This is a genomic window from Sphingomonas ginsenosidivorax (genome assembly GCF_007995065.1).
GTDB classification, from domain to species: Bacteria; Pseudomonadota; Alphaproteobacteria; order Sphingomonadales; family Sphingomonadaceae; genus Sphingomonas; species Sphingomonas ginsenosidivorax.
The window spans coordinates 1726171-1742356 of record NZ_VOQR01000001.1 but is presented as its reverse complement, the minus strand read 5'-3'; the positions used below and the strand labels follow the sequence as shown (position 1 = coordinate 1742356).

Annotated in this window: 13 protein-coding genes; 10 read left to right on the top strand and 3 right to left on the bottom strand. The window is 68.5% G+C overall.

Translation table 11 applies throughout. From position 1 onward, the window contains the following. Positions 1-62: 62 nt before the first annotated feature. Positions 63-1493: a phospholipase D-like domain-containing protein gene (locus FSB78_RS07925; protein WP_147081600.1), complete on the top strand. Its 1431-nt coding sequence runs from the start codon at positions 63-65 to the stop codon at positions 1491-1493. 15 nt (positions 1494-1508) lie between these two features. On the opposite strand, the gene FSB78_RS07920 is transcribed toward FSB78_RS07925, so the two are convergent. Then, positions 1509-2195 carry a hypothetical protein gene (locus FSB78_RS07920; RefSeq protein ID WP_147081598.1) on the bottom strand — a complete coding sequence of 229 codons (687 nt, stop codon included), beginning with the start codon at positions 2193-2195 and terminating at the stop codon, positions 1509-1511. Positions 2196-2637: 442 nt separating this feature from the next. On the opposite strand from FSB78_RS07920, the gene FSB78_RS07915 reads away from it, so the two are divergent. After that, positions 2638-3294 (top strand): glutathione S-transferase family protein, encoded by a 657-nt coding sequence (locus FSB78_RS07915; protein ID WP_147081596.1) that lies wholly within the window; start codon positions 2638-2640, stop codon positions 3292-3294. 142 nt (positions 3295-3436) lie between these two features. On the opposite strand, the gene FSB78_RS07910 is transcribed toward FSB78_RS07915, so the two are convergent. Beyond that, positions 3437-4738, bottom strand: coding sequence for a dicarboxylate/amino acid:cation symporter (locus FSB78_RS07910; protein ID WP_147081594.1), 1302 nt, complete (start codon positions 4736-4738; stop codon positions 3437-3439). A gap of 76 nt (positions 4739-4814) precedes the next feature. Here FSB78_RS07910 and FSB78_RS07905 point away from each other — a divergent pair, with 76 nt between their 5' ends. Both FSB78_RS07905 and alaS read left to right on the top strand, forming a co-directional pair. Further along, positions 4815-6074, top strand: coding sequence for a M24 family metallopeptidase (locus FSB78_RS07905; RefSeq protein ID WP_147081592.1), 1260 nt, complete (start codon positions 4815-4817; stop codon positions 6072-6074). A gap of 273 nt (positions 6075-6347) precedes the next feature. Further along, entirely contained in the window at positions 6348-8993 is a 2646-nt protein-coding gene (alaS, locus tag FSB78_RS07900) for an alanine--tRNA ligase (RefSeq protein WP_147081590.1), read from the top strand. Positions 8994-9237: 244 nt separating this feature from the next. Here alaS and FSB78_RS07895 read toward each other — a convergent pair whose 3' ends face one another. Further along, positions 9238-10881 (bottom strand): thiamine pyrophosphate-binding protein, encoded by a 1644-nt coding sequence (locus tag FSB78_RS07895; RefSeq protein WP_147081588.1) that lies wholly within the window; start codon positions 10879-10881, stop codon positions 9238-9240. Positions 10882-10979: 98 nt separating this feature from the next. Here FSB78_RS07895 and FSB78_RS07890 point away from each other — a divergent pair, with 98 nt between their 5' ends. The 6 genes from FSB78_RS07890 (at position 10980) to FSB78_RS07865 (ending at position 16120) form a co-directional block, all read left to right on the top strand. Next, on the top strand, positions 10980-11690 hold the full coding sequence (locus FSB78_RS07890) for a CoA transferase subunit A (protein WP_147081586.1): 711 nt from the start codon (positions 10980-10982) through the stop codon (positions 11688-11690). Beyond that, positions 11690-12742 carry an HAD family acid phosphatase gene (locus tag FSB78_RS07885; RefSeq protein WP_199743259.1) on the top strand — a complete coding sequence of 351 codons (1053 nt, stop codon included), beginning with the start codon at positions 11690-11692 and terminating at the stop codon, positions 12740-12742. Before FSB78_RS07890 ends, FSB78_RS07885 begins: the two co-directional genes overlap by 1 nt. Beyond that, positions 12743-13378 (top strand): 3-oxoacid CoA-transferase subunit B, encoded by a 636-nt coding sequence (locus FSB78_RS07880; protein WP_147081582.1) that lies wholly within the window; start codon positions 12743-12745, stop codon positions 13376-13378. Between the two features lie 4 nt (positions 13379-13382). Beyond that, positions 13383-14066, top strand: a complete 684-nt coding sequence (locus FSB78_RS07875; protein WP_147081580.1) for a glutathione S-transferase family protein — start codon at positions 13383-13385, stop codon at positions 14064-14066. Positions 14067-14224: 158 nt separating this feature from the next. Beyond that, complete coding sequence (locus FSB78_RS07870) at positions 14225-15112, top strand: alpha/beta hydrolase (RefSeq protein ID WP_242008123.1); 888 nt, start codon at positions 14225-14227, stop codon at positions 15110-15112. Beyond that, complete coding sequence (locus FSB78_RS07865) at positions 15113-16120, top strand: NAD-dependent epimerase/dehydratase family protein (RefSeq protein WP_147081576.1); 1008 nt, start codon at positions 15113-15115, stop codon at positions 16118-16120. Positions 16121-16186: the final 66 nt, after the last annotated feature.

Sequence of the window (16186 nt, the reverse complement as noted above, 5' to 3'; positions counted from 1 at the left end):
CGATACAGGTCGCGCGTGCGCGTGCCTGATACAGTGGCGCATGCGCCGGCAAAGGGACGTCGATGCAGGTCGGAAAAGAATGCTGGCGGATCGAGAGCGCACGGCGGATGGCCGTGATCGTCGATGCCGAGGACTATTTCCGCCACGCGCGGGTCGCGATGAAGAGCGCGAAACGCCGGATCATGCTGATCGGCTGGGATTTCGACGCGCGGATCGACCTGGAGCCCAACGTCGATCGGCCCGGCGAGCCGACCACGCTCGGCGCGTTCATCTATTGGCTGGTCGAGCGCGAGCCCGATCTCGAGGTGTTCCTGCTGCGCTGGGATACCGGGGCGATCAAGTCGCTGTTCCGCGGCTCGACGATCTTCACGATGATGAAGTGGATGCAGCACAAGCGAATCCACACCAAGCTCGACGGCCACCATCCGACGGGTGCGTCGCATCACCAGAAGATCGTCATCATCGACGACAGCTTCGCGTTCTGCGGCGGGATCGACATGACCGGCGACCGCTGGGACACGCGCGAGCATCTCGACGACAATCCGCTCCGCGTCCAGCCGTCGGGCAAGCCGTACAAGCCGTGGCACGACGCGATCAGCGCGGTCGAGGGGCCGGTCGCGGTCGCGCTCGGCGAACTGTTCCGCCGCCGCTGGCAGCTCGCGGGCGGCAAGCCGATGGCGAAGGCCGCGCCCGGCGACGAATTCTGGCCCGAGGGCCTGCCGGTCGATTTCGAGGGGCAGCAGATCGCGATCGCGCGGACCGAGCCCGAGATGCCCGACCAGGTGCCGGTGCACGAGAGCGAGGCGCTGTTCATGGCGCAGATCGCGGGCGCCAGGCGGCACCTCTATATTGAAAGCCAGTATTTCGCGTCGCGGCGGATCGCCGAGGCGGTCGCGCGCCGGCTCGACGAGGCCGACGGGCCCGAGATCGTGATCATCAACCCGGAAACCGCGCAAGGGTGGCTCGAGCCGCTCGCGATGGATACCGCGCGCGCCCGGCTGATGGCGGCGCTGATGCACCGCGACGTCCACAAGCGTCTGCGCATGTATCATCCCTACACCGCCGGCGGCGCGGCGATCTATTGCCACGCCAAGATCCTGATCGCGGACGAGGACGTGTTCCGGCTCGGCTCGTCGAACATGAACAACCGATCGCTGCGGCTCGACACCGAATGCGACCTCGCATTCCGTGCGTCGGATGCGGCGACCGGCGCCTGCATCGCGACGATCCGCGACGGGCTGATCGCCGAGCATCTCGGCGTCGACCGCGACCTGGTCACCACGACGATCGCGCAGACCGGCTCGCTGATCGGGACGATCGAGCAGCTGCGGGGCAAGGGCAAGACGCTGCGGCCGTACGAGGTCCCGGACCTCACCGCGGTCGAGGCGTGGCTCGCAGACAACGAGGTGCTGGACCCCGAGGGGCCCGAGGAAATGTTCGAATCGCTCGACAAGCGCGGGCTGTTCCGGCGCTGGCGTCGCGCCGGACGCTAGCGCGCGCGTCGGGCGCTAGATGTCGGCGGGCGCGTCGGGCAGGACCGCCGGGACGAGCGTCTTGGTCAGCAGCCCTTCGACCCGTTCGAGCCCGCGCTGGGTGAGTTGCGGCTGGTCTTCCCGGCGCCCGGCGAATTCGACCAGCGCGCAGGAATGCAGCGCACGCAGCCATTTCGCCCTGGAGACCGGCGAGACGCATGCGGTCGCGCAGTCGCCGCTACCGTCGAGCCCGCGGCCCTCGGCTTCGGCGATGTACAGGCCCAGCAGGACCGACCAGGCGCCGTCGTTGAACAGGTCCGCGCCCAGCACCGCGTTACGCTCGGCCATCAGGTGGGCCTGGCGCTTCGCCGCCGACCAGAGATCGGCCGGGGTCGCGCGAAAATCCTTGAGGTCGAGACTGAAGATCGTTCCGACCAGGCAGCCCTTGTCGAGGCCGGTATCGAGTTTCGAGACCTGAACCGACGCCCAGACATAGCCGCCGCCGGGCAAAATATATCGCTTGCGCAGGCGCAACGGCGCCGAGCCGACCGACAGCAGGCCGACACCCCTGACATTCTCGTGGCGATCGTCGGGATGCGTGATGTCCGTATAGGTGAGCCCGTGGAGCTGGGCCTTCGAGCGTTGGAGGAAGTCCGCGACCGCGCTGTCCATCGTGAGCAGAAGCCCCGATTCGGCGCCGATCGAGTGACCGATCATCGTCATACCATCCACCCCGATGGTCCCGTCCGTCGTGCCCCTGTCGGTTTCATGCCTAGCCGTCGCGACCGTCCGGTGCGCCGCAGCGGGATGATTGTATCCATTCGATACAATCGGAAAGCTTTGCGGCGAGGACGTAATCCTGCAGGCTTTCCGCGATGTCGCAGGCCCGCGTCAACGGTTCGGTCAACTTCCTCAACTCGCTTGCACGATCCGACTTACACATAACTAATCGCTCCACTCGGCAGATCATGCCACCTGACATGGGTTCATTCTCGATCAATAGGTCCTAAACTTCCATAACGCAGATTGGATGCCAAGCCCCCTGCGACGGCCGCACCTGAACACTCGCACCCTAACGGCCGTGCCGTGCATTGCACCACCAGCCGCGGTCTGCGACCATCGTCGCGACGGCGGCGCCGCCCCGGCAGCCCGATAGGACATACCCATGACGATCATCGTCCACCATCTGAACAATTCCCGGTCGCAGCGCGTGCTCTGGATGCTCGAGGAACTCGGGCTGCCCTACACGATCAAGCGCTACCAGCGCGACGCCAAGACGATGCTCGCGCCACCCGAACTGAAACAGGTCCACCCGCTCGGCAAGTCGCCGGTGATCGAGGATACCGACGGGGCGAGCGGGGGTGCCGGTAGCGATCTGGGCGCGATCGCCGAGACCGGCGCGATCGTCGAATATCTGGTCGACAAGGCGGACGGGCGGCTCGGCGCGCCGGCGAAGCGCGCGGATGCGCTGCGCTACCGGTTCTGGCTGCATTATGCGGAAGGCTCGCTGATGCCGCCGCTGCTGCTCAAACTCGTCGTCAGCCGTATTCCGGTGTTCGGCAAGGTCGCGCTGAAGCGGATCCAGCCGATGATCGACGTGCATCTCGACTATATCGAATCCGAGCTCGCGCAGCGGCCGTGGTTCGCGGGCGACCAGATGACCGCCGCGGATATCATGATGAGCTTCCCGCTCGAGGCAGCACGCAGCCGCGCCGGACTGGACCAGTCGCGCCCCGCCACGATCGCGTGGCTGGCCAAGGTCCATGCGCGCCCGGCATACCAGGCAGCGCTCGCGAAGGGTGGGCCGTACGCCTACGCGTGAGGCGGACCATCCTCGCCGTCACCTGTCCCCCGTCACCCCAGCGAAGGCTGGGGTCTCCCCGTGAAGGCCGCAGCACCCGCCCCGGAAAGATGCCAGCCTGCGCTGGCATGACGTTGGGGGAGGGTGGCCCTAGGCGGTGAACTCAGCCGTGGCCGCTCAGCCCATGGCTCGGCGCATGCGGCGGCTCGATGTCGATCGGTTCGGGCGGATCGAGATCGCCCTCCCAGCGCGCCACCACGCTCGCCGCGACCGCGTTGCCGATCACGTTGGTCGCGCTGCGCCCCATGTCGAGGAAATGGTCGACCGCGAGGATCAGCAGCAGCCCGGCCTCCGGGATCTTGAACAGCGGCAGCGTCGCGGCGATCACGACGAGGCTCGCGCGCGGCACGCCGGCGATGCCCTTCGACGTCACCATCAGCACCAGCAGCATCGTCACCATCTGCCCCAGCGACAGCTCGATGCCGTACGCCTGCGCGATGAACAGCGACGCGAACGTCATGTAGATCATCGACCCGTCGAGGTTGAACGAATAGCCGAGCGGCAGCACGAAGCTCGAGATCTTCGGCGGTACCCCGAACCGGTCCAGTGCCTCGAGCGTCCGCGGATAGGCGGCCTCCGACGATGCGGTGGTGAAGGCGAGCAGCAGCGGCGCGCGGATATAGCCGACCAGCTGCCCCATCCGCTTGCCGATGAACACGAAGCCGAGGCCGATCAGCAGCGCCCAGAGCAGCGCGAGGCCGATATAGAAGGTCAGCATGAAATAGCCGAGGTCGCCGATCACCCCGGGGCCGCGCTCGGCGAGCGTGCTCGTCACCGCGGCGAACACCGCGAACGGCGCGAACCGCATGACGTAGTTGGTGATCTGCAGCATCACGGTCGCCAGCGCGTCGATCGCGCGGACGAGCGGGGAAGCCTTCTCGCCGACCGCGGTGATCGCGACGCCGACGAACAGCGACATGATGACGATCTGCAGGATCTCGTTCTCGGCCATCGCCTGGATCATCGAGGCAGGGACGATGTGCGTGACGAACTTGGCGACGTCGAACGCGGCCTGGTCGACTCCGCTCGACGCGGTGACCGGCGGCAGCGGCAGGTTCAGACCGACGCCGGGGTGGAACAGGTTCACCAGGATCAGGCCCAGCGTCAGCGACAACAGGCTGGCGCACAGGAACCAGCCGACCGCACGCAGGCCGACGCGGCCGAGCGCCCCGGTGTCGCCCATGTGCGCGATGCCCACGACCAGCGTCGAGAACACCAGGGGGGCGATGATCATCTTGATGAGGCGCAGGAAGATCGTGGTGATGATCGAGACATAGCCCGCAATCTCGGTCAGCCGCGCCGCCGACGCCGCGCTGCCGTCGTCGATCGCGACGTGAAGCCCCCATCCTGTCACCAGCCCCAGCACCAGGCCGATAAGGATATAGAGGGTCAGGCGGTTGGCCAAAATCGATCTCCCGAGAAACGTCGCGCCTAGGGAGGGGATTGCGGGCGCGCGGTCAAGGACCCTATCGTCCCGGCTTATGTCTCCATACCCCAATCGCCGCCACATCCTCGTCGCCGCCGCCACGCTTCCGCTGCTGTCGAGCGCGGCCTTGCTGCGCGCGGCGGAGCCCGACCTGTCCGCGCTATCGGACATCACCGGCACGGCGAAACCGATCGACGCTGCCGAACGCGCCGCGCGGCTGGCGCGGGCGCAGGCACTGATGAGAGCGACGGGGATCGGCGCGGTCGTGATCGAACCCGGATCGTCGATGATCTACTTCACCGGGGTGCGCTGGCACACCAGCGAGCGGCTGACGCTCGCGATCCTGCCGGTCGAGGGCGATCCGTGCATCGTCACGCCGTTCTTCGAGGAACCCTCGGTCCGCGAGACGCTCGCGGTCCCGGCCGAGGTCCGCGTCTGGCAGGAGGACGAGAACCCGATGGCCGTCGTCGCGGGCTTCCTGCGCGATCGCACGCTGGGCGGCCGCCCGATCGGTATCGAGGAGAATGTCCGCTATTTCGCCGCCGCCGTACTGGCGCGCGTGCTGCCGGGGGCGCCGCAGGTGTCCGCCAACCCGGTCGTGCGCGGCTGCCGGATGATCAAGACCGCGCCCGAGATCGCGCTGATGCATGCGGCGACCGAGGTCACGCTCGCCGCCTATCGCTGGACGCACGCGCGAGTGGAGAAGGGGATGACCGGCCCCGACATCTCCGCACTGATGGCCGCGGCGACCCGGAAACTCGGCGGCGCACCCGAATTCTCGATGGCGCTGGTCGGCGAGGCCTCGGCCTATCCGCATGGCAGCCGCGAGATCCACCGCGTGGCGGCCGGGCAGGTCGTGCTGATGGATTGCGGCTGCACCGTGCAGGGCTATCAATCCGACATCTCCCGCACCTGGGTGCACGGCACCGCCAACGCCGAGCAGCGCCGGACCTGGGACCAGGTCGCGCGCGGCCAGCAGGTCGCGTTTGCCGCGGCGAGGATCGGTGTTGCGGCGGGCAGCATCGACGACGCGGTGCGGCGCCACTACGAATCGCTCGGGTTGGGACCGGGGTACAAACTCCCAGGCCTGTCGCATCGCACCGGCCACGGGATCGGGATGGACGGGCACGAGCCGGTGAACTTCGTCCACGGCGAGACGACGAAGCTCGCGGCGGGCATGTGCTTTTCGGACGAGCCGGGGATCTATGCGCCGGGCAAGTTCGGGGTGCGGATCGAGGATTGCTTCCACATGACCGACGCGGGGCCGAAGTGGTTCAGTACGCCGCCGAAGTCGATCGACGCGCCGCTGGGGTAGGGGCAGCTACCCCCAAACCACCCCGGCGAAGGCCGGGGCCCAATTGGAAAGGTCGGGGTAACGGAGCGCTGCGCGTAGTCATGAGCGTGTCCTAATTGGGCCCCGGCCTTCGCCGGGGAAGTGAGGGGGTGGTGTTGCGGCTGACCTACTTGTTCTCCCGCGAAGGCGGGAGCCCAGTCTGGGTCCCCGCCTTCGCGGGGAAACACCTCGGCGTCCGATTGTCGCACCCACACCTCACTTGAGCGAACCGCGTCGCTCGCCTAAGTCCCGCGCATGACCTCGACCAACGACATCCGCCGCGGCTTCCTCGATTTCTTCGCGCGTGAAGGCCACACCATCGTTCCCTCGGCGCCTTTGGTGCCGCAGAACGATCCCACGCTGATGTTCGTCAACGCGGGCATGGTGCCGTTCAAGAACGTCTTCACCGGCCAGGAATCGCGCCCCTATTCGACCGCGACGTCCTCCCAGAAATGCGTCCGCGCCGGCGGCAAGCACAACGACCTCGACAATGTCGGCTATACCGCGCGGCACCACACCTTCTTCGAGATGCTCGGCAATTTCTCGTTCGGCGATTATTTCAAGGAACAGGCGATCGTGAACGCCTGGACGCTGCTCACGCGCGACTGGGGCCTGTCGCCCGACAAGCTCACCGCCACCGTCTACCACACCGACGACGAGGCGTTCGACCTTTGGAAGAAGATCGCCGGCCTCCCCGACCACCGCATCATCCGGATCCCGACCAAGGACAATTTCTGGACGATGGGCGAGAACGGGCCGTGCGGGCCGTGCTCGGAGATCTTCTACGATCATGGCGACCATATCTTCGGTGGCCCGCCGGGCAGCCCGGACGAGGATGGCGACCGCTTCGTCGAGATCTGGAACCTCGTGTTCATGCAATATGAGCAGGCGAACAACGAGATCGTCGGCAACCTGCCCAAACCCTCGATCGACACCGGCATGGGGCTCGAGCGCATCGCCGCGGTGATGCAGGGCGTCACCGACAATTACGACACCGACACGTTCAAGGCGCTGATCGCCGCGAGCGGATCGCTGACGCACACCGCGACCGACGGCGCCAACACCGCCAGCCACCGCGTGATCGCCGACCACCTGCGCACCGCGGGCTTCCTGGTCGCGGACGGTGTGCTCCCCGCGAACGAGGGCCGCGGCTATGTGCTGCGCCGGATCATGCGCCGCGCGATGCGGCATGCGCATATCCTCGGTGCGAAGGAGCCGTTGATGCATCGGCTGGTGCCTGCGCTCGTCACCGAGATGGGGGCAGCCTATCCCGAGCTGTTCCGCGCGCAGTCGCTGATCGAAGCGACGCTGCAGCAGGAGGAGACTCGGTTCCGCCAGACGCTCGACAAGGGGCTGAAGCTGCTCGACGAGGCGACCGCGGACATGACCGAGGGCACGCTCCCCGGGGAGACCGCGTTCAAGCTCTACGACACGTTCGGCTTCCCCTACGACCTGACCGAGGATGCGCTGCGCGAACGCGGCATCACCGTCGACCGCGAAGGTTTCGACACCGCGATGGCCGAACAGAAGCGCGCCGCGCGGGCCGCGTGGAAGGGGTCGGGCGCAAAGGCGTCGGACGACATCTGGTTCGACATCGCCGAGACCAGCGGCGGGACCGAATTCCTCGGCTATGCGTCGGACACCGGGGAGGGCGCAGTCGTCGCACTGGTCAAAAACGGTGCGCGCGTCGACACGGCGACCGCGGGCGACAACGTGTCGATCGTCGTCAACCAGACGCCCTTCTATGGCGAGAGCGGCGGCCAGGTCGGCGATGCCGGGCAGATTTCGAACGACGCCGGTCTGCGGGCCACCGTCAGCGACACGTCGAAGCAGCTGGGACGCGTCTTCGTCCACAACGCGACGATCGATGCGGGCGAGATCAAGATCGGCGATCCGGTGAAGCTGCAGATCGACGTCGCGCGCCGCGCGCAGATCCGCGCCAACCACTCTGCGACCCACCTGCTGCACGAAGCCTTGCGGGAGCGCCTGGGCAAGCACGTCGCGCAGAAGGGGAGCCTCGTCGCCCCCGAGCGCCTCCGCTTCGACTTCTCGCAGCCGGTCGCGATGACGCCGGCCGATATCGCGCAGGTCGAATCGGACGTGAACGCGCAGGTCCGCGGCAATGGCGCGGTGACCACGCTGCTGATGACGCCGGATGCGGCGATCGAGATGGGCGCGATGGCGCTGTTCGGCGAGAAATATGGCGACGAGGTCCGCGTCGTCTCGATGGGATCGCAGGACGACGGCCGGACCTATTCGATCGAGCTGTGCGGCGGCACGCACGTCAGCGCACTCGGCGACATCGGTCTGTTCAAGGTCGTCGGTGAAGGCGCGGTGTCGAGCGGCGTGCGCCGCGTCGAGGCGCTGACCGGCGAGGCCGCGCGCGCCTATCTGACGGGCCGCGACGACCGCCTGCGCGAGGCCGCGGCGTCGCTGAAGTCGACCCCGGACGAGGTGCCTGCCCGCGTCGCGGCGCTGATCGAGGATCGCCGCCGGCTGGAGCGCGAACTCGCCGAGGCGAAGAAGGCGCTCGCCATGGGCGGTGGCGGCGGCGAAGCGGCAGGACCCGAGCAGGTCGGCGGCGTCGCGTTCATCGGCCAGGTCCTGAACGACTTCGAGGCCAAGGGGCTGCGCGGCGCGGTCGATGAGGCCAAGCAGCGGCTGGGTTCGGGGATCGCCGTGATGCTCGCGGTCAACGAAGGCCGCGCCTCGGTCGCGGTCGGCGTCACTGCCGATCTGGTCGCGACGCACAACGCAGTCGACCTGCTGAAGGTCGCGGTCGCGGCGCTTGGCGGGCAGGGCGGCGGCGGCCGTCCCGACATGGCGCAGGGCGGTGGGCCGGAAGGCGCGAAGGCGGCAGACGCGCTGGCGGCGGTGCGCGAGGCGCTGTCGAAGGCCTGAAGGAGAGTCCCCAGTTACCCCGCGGACGCGGGGGCCCAGCTAAGTACCGACCGCGCCCGGTACCCTGGGCCCCCGCCTTCGCGGGGGGAACAGAGCGATCACTGGGCAGGCCACCATCAGCTTCCCCGGCGAGGGCCGGGGCCCAGGTGGGAAGGTCGGAGTAACGGGGGGTGTCCGCGGTTACTGCTGCCCCCCAACTGCGCCCCGGCCTTCGCCGGGGAAGCGCGTTGGAGCCAGGCCGACGTTACGCCCCGCGCATCTTCGTCAGCGTGGTCCCCGCGGTGATCGCCTCGACGTCGGTCTTCAGGTGCAGCATCCGCACCCCGGTCTGCTCCATCGCGCGCGCCAGGGCCTGCGCGAAGTCCGCAGTTCGTCCGACCGTCTCGGCCCAGCATCCGAACGCGCGCGCCAGCGCGGCGAAGTCCGGGTTGCCGAGGCTGGTCCCGACGACGCGCCCCGGATATTCGCGTTCCTGGTGCATCCGGATCGTCCCGTACGCGCCGTTGTCGACCACGATCACCAGCATGTTGGCGCCGTGCGCCACGGCCGTGGCAAGCTCCTGCCCGTTCATCAGGAAACACCCGTCGCCCGCCAGCGCGACGACGGTCCGCTCGGGATGGCGGAGCGACGCCGCGACCGCAGCGGGCACGCCGTAGCCCATCGCGCCCGCGGTCGGCGCGAGCTGCGTACCCGGTCCCGCATAGCGCCAGTGGCGGTGCCACCAGCCCGAATAATTGCCCGCGCCGTTGCAGATGATGCTGTCCGCGGGGAGCTGCTCGCGCATCGCCGCGACGCAGAGCGCCAGGTCCATCCGCAGGTCGCGCGGCTGCGGTGTCGACCAGGCCTGCCACTCGGCATGCGCCTCGGGCCCCGCGGTCCGCGGCGGCAGGTCGATCAGCAGCAGTGCCTCGGCGAACTCCGCCATCCCTGCGCAGACCGCGACGTCCGCGCGGTAGCTGCGCTGCAACTCATCGGGATCGGGATGGACGTGGATCAGCCGCTGCCCCGGATGGTCGGGCGTGACCAGCGCATAGCCGTCGGTCGTCGCCTCGCCGAGCCGCGGCCCGACGACGAGCAGCAGGTCGGCCGCCTTGACGCGCTCGACCAGCCTGGGGTTCGGGCCATAGCCGAGATTGCCCGCCCAGACCGGGCACGCATTGGGGATCGCATCCTGCCGCCGGAACGCCGCGGCGACAGGGATGCCGTTGCGGTCCGCCCAGGTCGCAAACGCGCCCGATGCGGCGACGTCCCAGCCGGCGCCGCCGACGATCGCGACCGGCCGCTCGGCGGTGGCGAGCAGGTCCGCGAGCAGGTCCATCGTGTCGGCGTCCGCGGCCTGCGCGACGCGTTCGACGCGCGGTCGGTCGACGGCTTCGACCTGGTCGAGCAGCATGTCCTCGGGCAGCGCCAGCACCACGGGGCCCGGCCGCCCGCTCATCGCGGTGGCATAGGCGCGCGCGACATATTCGGGGATGCGCCGCGCGTCGTCGATCCGCGCCGCCCATTTCGCGATGGGCGCGAACATCGCGGTGAAGTCGACCTCCTGGAACGCCTCGCGGTCGCGCGTGCCGCGGTCGACGTCGCCGATGAACAGGATCATCGGCTGCGAATCCTGCATCGCGACATGGACGCCGATCGACGCGTTGGTCGCGCCCGGCCCGCGCGTGACGAAGGCGACGCCCGGCCGCCCGGTCATCGTGCCGTCCGCGCACGCCATGAAGCCGACCCCGCCCTCCTGCCGGCAGGTGACGAGGTCGATGCCAGGCGTGTCGTGCAGCGCGTCGAGCACCGCGAGGAAGCTCTCGCCGGGAACGGTGAAGATCCGGTCGCACCCTTGGGCGACGAGTTGGTCGACCAGTATGCGGCCGCCGGTACGCGTGTGTGTCATCGCGCCATCCTGCCGCGGGGCGCCGGCCAAGTCGAGGCGGCGATTGCGGTCGCCCGGCGGCTATCCTATGCGCGGTGGAAACCCAGGAGGAGGAAAGCATGGCGCAGAAACGCTTTACCGATGCGGCCGCGGCGCTCGAGGGCGTGCTGTTCGACGGCATGACGATCTGCGCCGGCGGCTTCGGCCTGTGCGGCATCCCCGAACGGCTGATCGACGCGATCGAGGCGTCGGGCGTCAGGGACCTGACGATCGCCAGCAACAATGCCGGGATCGACGGGCAGGGGCTGGGCAAGCTGCTCCGCTCGCGCCAGGTCCGCAAGATGATCAGCTCCTATGTCGGCGAGAACAAGGAGTTCGAGCGGCAGTATCTGAGCGGCGAGCTCGAGGTCGAGTTCTGCCCGCAGGGCACGCTCGCCGAGCGCGTACGGGCAGGGGGAGCGGGCATCCCCGGCTTCTATACCAAGACCGGCGTCGGCACGCAGGTCGCCGAGGGCAAGGAGGTCAAGGTCTTCGACGGGCAGGAGTATATCCTGGAACTCGGCATCCGCGCGGATCTCAGCATCATCAAGGGCTGGAAGGCGGACGAGGCGGGCAACCTGCTGTTCCGCAAGACCGCGCGCAACTTCAACCACCCGATGGCGACCGCGGGAAAGATCTGCGTGGCGGAGGTCGAGGAGATCGTGCCCGTGGGGACGCTCGACCCCGACGCGATCCACCTGCCGGGCATCTATGTGAACCGCATGATCATGGGCGGGCCGTACGACAAGAAGATCGAGTTCCGCACCGTCCGCGAGCGCGCGACCGCGTGATGCGCCGCGCAACGCTCGCGCTCGCGACGGCGGCGTTGGTCCTGCAGGGCTGCGCGGCGGCGGCGATCCCGGTCGTCGCCGGCGGCCTTGTCGGGCGCAAGACGGTGAGCGACCGCAATGCGCGCAAAGCCCGCAAGGCCGAGGCCGCGCGGATCCGCAGCCTGCCCGCCGCTCCGATGCCTGCCCCGATGCTCCCCGGCGTGCCGCCTGCGATGCAATATCTCTACGCCTCGGGCGAGGCGGTGGCGCTCGACCTGCAGGCCTATATGGGGCTCGCCAACTATCTCGTCGGGATCTCCGCGGACCTCCGGATCGGGCATGACGTCGATTCGGTCGTGCTGGCGCCTGGTGCGACGCTCGAACAGCCGAAATTCTTGCCCTGCGCGGGGAAGCCGCCCGCGATCGTCTTCGACATCGACGAGACCGCGATCCACAATCTCGGCTTCGAGGGCGACGCCGCCCGGCGCGGCGAGGCGTACGACGCGCAGCGCTGGGCGGACTGGGAGCGGACCGGCACCAGGCAGGTCGCGGTCGTGCCGGGCCTGACCGAAGTCATTCGCGTCGCGCGGCTGGCGAAGATCGCGGTGGTGTTCAACTCCAACCGCCTCGCCGAAAATGCCGATGCGACCGCGGCGATGCTCGACGGCGTCGGTCTCGGCCCGGTGGTGCACGGCGACACGCTGTGGCTGCAGGGTGACGCCGGCAGCACCGACAGCCGCAAGGACGGTCGCCGCTGGGCGATCGCCGCGAAATATTGCGTCGTCGCGATGTCGGGCGACCAGCTCGGCGATTTCAGCGACCTGTTCAACGCGCCCGGTGCAACCCCGGCGGCACGGCGCGAGGCCGCCGCCGGGCTGCACACCACGCTGATGTGGGGGCATGGCTGGTTCATGCTGCCCAATCCCGTCTACGGCACCGGGCTGAGGGGCGGGATGGACGACGTCTTCCCGCCGGCGACGCGCTGGACCCCGACCCCGACCCCGACCCCGAACTCGACCCCCATTGCGGCCCCCATCGCCGGGGCGCCAGCACCTGTCGCCAAGGAGAAGTGAATGCCCTGGGATCGCAATCAGATGGCGGCACGCGCCGCGCAGGAGCTGCAGGACGGCTTCTACGTCAATCTCGGCATCGGCATTCCGACCTTGGTCGCCAACTATATCCCGGCGGGTGTCGACGTGACGCTGCAGTCGGAGAACGGCATGCTCGGCATCGGGCCGTTCCCCTATGACGACGAGGTCGACGCCGACCTGATCAACGCCGGCAAGCAGACGATCAGCGCGCTGCCGTCCTCGAGCTATTTCAGCAGCGCCGACAGCTTCGCGATGATCCGCGGCGGGCATGTCGACCTGACCGTGCTCGGCGCGATGGAGGTGTCGGAGACCGGCGACATCGCCAACTGGATGATCCCCGGCAAGATGATCAAGGGCATGGGCGGCGCGATGGACCTGGTCGCGGGCGTGAAGAAGATCATCGTCGTGATGGACCACAACGCCAAGGACGGCAGCCCGAAGTTCATCCCGGCCTGCACCCTGCCGCTGACCGGCAAGGGTGTGGTCGACATGATCATCACCGACCTTGCCGTGTTCCAGCGGGACGACCATCACTCACCGTTCCGGCTGGTCGAAACCGCGCCGGGGGTCTCGGCCGACGATGTCAGGGCGAAGACGACGGCACATTATATGGGGTAATCGCATGGCCTATACGCTGATCACGGCGAACCGGAATTATTCCAGCTGGTCGCTGCGCCCCTGGTTGCTGATGCGCGCGTTGGGCATTCCGTTCGAGGACCGGATCGAGCCGTTCCTGCTGCCCGACAATTACGAGGCGTTCCGCGCGTTTTCGCCGAGCGGCCTCGTGCCCGTGCTGATCGAGGGCACGCGCACCGTGTGGGACTCGTTCGGCATCGTGCTGTACCTGGCGGAGCGGCATGCAGGCGTCTGGCCCGACGATGCGGACGCGCGCGCCTGGGCGCAGTGCGCGACCGCCGAGATGCATGCTGGCTTCGGCGCGGTGCGCGAGGCGTATCTGATGAACGTAGGGGTCCGCGTCGCGCCGTCGCCACCGTTGCCGCACCTCGAGCAGCAGATCGCACGGCTGGGGGAAATCTGGGCCGAAGGGTTGGCGCGGTTCGGCGGGCCGTGGCTGGCAGGGGAAGCGTTCACCGCGGTCGACGCCTTCTATGCGCCGGTCGCGTTCCGCGTGCGGACCTATGGCCTCGATGTCGGCGCCGCCGGCGCGGCATGGGTCGCGCGGGTGCTCGAGCACCCGGCGATGCGCGAGTGGGAAGACGCGGCGCTTGCCGAAAGCTGGCGCGAAGCCAGCCATGAGGAGGAACTCGCCGCTGCGGGAACGTTGCTTGCGGATCATCGGGCTTGAGTCCGTACAATGCAGGCAGAAGTCCCGGTCATCCTGAACGTGTTTCAGGATCCACCGTGTCGCGCGCGCAGCGTTCGATCCTGATCACTCGCGCTTGCCGCCTGGTGGGTCCTGAAACGAGTTCAGGATGACGGGTGGTATTCGATCGGAATGAGATGGTGAGTAGGCGCGTTATCCTTGCCGCGATCGTCGCGCTGCTCGTGATCGTCGGCGGCCTGGCGCTGACCGCGGGGCCGATGACGCTCAGCGTGCTCGACGGGCTGGTCGGTGGCGGACGCGGGACTGCGCGCGTGCGCTCCGGCGTGCCGTTCGGGACGCACGGCCAGACGCTCGACGTCTGGCGGCCGTCGGGCGGCGCGCGCGAGGGACTGCCGGTGGTGATCTTCTGGTATGGCGGCGGCTGGGTGCACGGCGACCGCGCCGCCTATGCGTTCGCAGCGCGCGCCTATGCGAAGGCGGGGTTCGTCGTCGTGCTGCCCGACTACCGGAAGGTGCCGTCGGTCCGCTTTCCCGCCTTCGTGCAGGACGGCGCCGAGGCGGTGAGATGGACCCGCGATCATGTCCGCCAATTCGGCGGTGATCCCGGCCGGCTGGGTCTGGTCGGGCATTCGGCAGGGGCGTATACCGTCGCGATGCTCACGCTCGACCAGCGCTGGCTGCGTGCCGAAGGCGTCGATTTGGCGATCGTCCGCGCCGCGGTCGGGCTGTGCGGGCCCTACGACTTCTACCCCTTCACCGCGAAACGCGCGATCGACGCGATGCAGGGCGCCGCCGATCCGCACATGACGCAGCCGATCCGCTTCGCGCGCGCCGATGCGCCGCCGATGCTGCTGATCACCGCGGGCGACGACACGCAGGTCCAGCCGCACAACGCGAACAACCTGACCGCGCGGCTGCGCGCGCTCGGCGCGCCGGTGCGGCACATCGACTATCCCGGCCTCAGCCACGAGAATGTCGCAATGGCGCTGTCGAAGCCGTTCCGCGGCAAGGCGCCGGTGCTCGCGGACAGCGTCGCGTTCCTCGATGCGAATCTGAAGGCGCGGTAGATGCGCGTCCTGGTCTCCGGGTCGTCGGGGTGGCTGGGGCGGTACCTCGTTCCGGCGCTGACGGGGGCAGGGCACCAGGTCGTCGGGCTGGATGTTGCCACGGGCGCGCATACCGAAATTGTCGGATCGGTCGCCGATCGCGGGCTGGTCGACCGGCTGTTCGCGGAATGGCGCTTCGACGCGGTGATCCACGCCGGCGCGCTGCACAAGCCCGACATCGTCCGCTACGCGCGCCAGGCGTTCATCGACGTCAACGTCAGCGGGACGCTGAACCTGCTCGAGGCGGCGGTAGCGCACGGGGCGTCGCGCTTCGTCTTCACCTCGACCACCTCGCTGATGATCAGCCACGCGATCCGCGCCGGCGAGGGCGAGGCGGCGGTGTGGATCGACGAGACCATGACGCCGCTCGAACCGCGCAACATCTACGGCGTGACCAAGTTGGCGGGCGAGCGGCTGTGCCGGTTGCTCCACGAGGAGACCGGGCTGCCGATCGTGATCTTGCGGACCAGCCGGTTCTTTCCCGAGGAGGACGACACCCACCGGACGCTGTCGGGCGAGAACATGAAGGCGAACGAGCTGCTGCACCGACGGTTGACGGTCGAGGACGCGGTGGCCGGGCATCTCGCCGCGCTCGACCGCGCGCCGGACATCGGGTTCGACACGCTGATCATGTCGGCGCCGACGCCGTTCGCGCGCGCCGAAGCGGCGGCGCTGAAGCGCTATGCGCCAAGCGTGATCGCGACGCATTTTCCGGAAGCGGCGGCGCTGTACGCCGCGAAGGGCTGGACGCTGCCCGCGAGCATCGACCGAGTCTATGACGCGAGCAGGGCGGAGCGCGTGCTGGGGTTCCGCTGTGCGACCGATTTCGCGGCGGTACTGCGTGCGTTAGAAGATGGTGCCCCGCTGCCGTTCGCCCACGACGCCGACTACACCTCTCCCCTCGTCATCGCCCCGTCGTCATCCAGCCCGTCACCCCATCCGTCATACTCCCCGTCATCCCGGACTTGATCCGGGATCCAGGGTGACAGGCGTTGCGCTCGGTTACTCTGGATCCTGACGTTCGTCAGGATGACG

What these genes read in the sequence shown, in the direction of transcription:
- FSB78_RS07925 (WP_147081600.1), top strand. Translation starts at nt 63, where the DNA reads ATGCAGGTCGGAAAAGAATGCTGGCGGATCGAGAGCGCACGGCGGATG.
- FSB78_RS07920 (WP_147081598.1), bottom strand. Translation starts at nt 2,195, where the DNA reads ATGACGATGATCGGTCACTCGATCGGCGCCGAATCGGGGCTTCTGCTC.
- FSB78_RS07915 (WP_147081596.1), top strand. Translation starts at nt 2,638, where the DNA reads ATGACGATCATCGTCCACCATCTGAACAATTCCCGGTCGCAGCGCGTG.
- FSB78_RS07905 (WP_147081592.1), top strand. Translation starts at nt 4,815, where the DNA reads ATGTCTCCATACCCCAATCGCCGCCACATCCTCGTCGCCGCCGCCACG.
- alaS (WP_147081590.1), top strand. Translation starts at nt 6,348, where the DNA reads ATGACCTCGACCAACGACATCCGCCGCGGCTTCCTCGATTTCTTCGCG.
- FSB78_RS07895 (WP_147081588.1), bottom strand. Translation starts at nt 10,881, where the DNA reads ATGACACACACGCGTACCGGCGGCCGCATACTGGTCGACCAACTCGTC.
- FSB78_RS07890 (WP_147081586.1), top strand. Translation starts at nt 10,980, where the DNA reads ATGGCGCAGAAACGCTTTACCGATGCGGCCGCGGCGCTCGAGGGCGTG.
- FSB78_RS07885 (WP_199743259.1), top strand. Translation starts at nt 11,690, where the DNA reads ATGCGCCGCGCAACGCTCGCGCTCGCGACGGCGGCGTTGGTCCTGCAG.
- FSB78_RS07880 (WP_147081582.1), top strand. Translation starts at nt 12,743, where the DNA reads ATGCCCTGGGATCGCAATCAGATGGCGGCACGCGCCGCGCAGGAGCTG.
- FSB78_RS07875 (WP_147081580.1), top strand. Translation starts at nt 13,383, where the DNA reads ATGGCCTATACGCTGATCACGGCGAACCGGAATTATTCCAGCTGGTCG.
- FSB78_RS07865 (WP_147081576.1), top strand. Translation starts at nt 15,113, where the DNA reads ATGCGCGTCCTGGTCTCCGGGTCGTCGGGGTGGCTGGGGCGGTACCTC.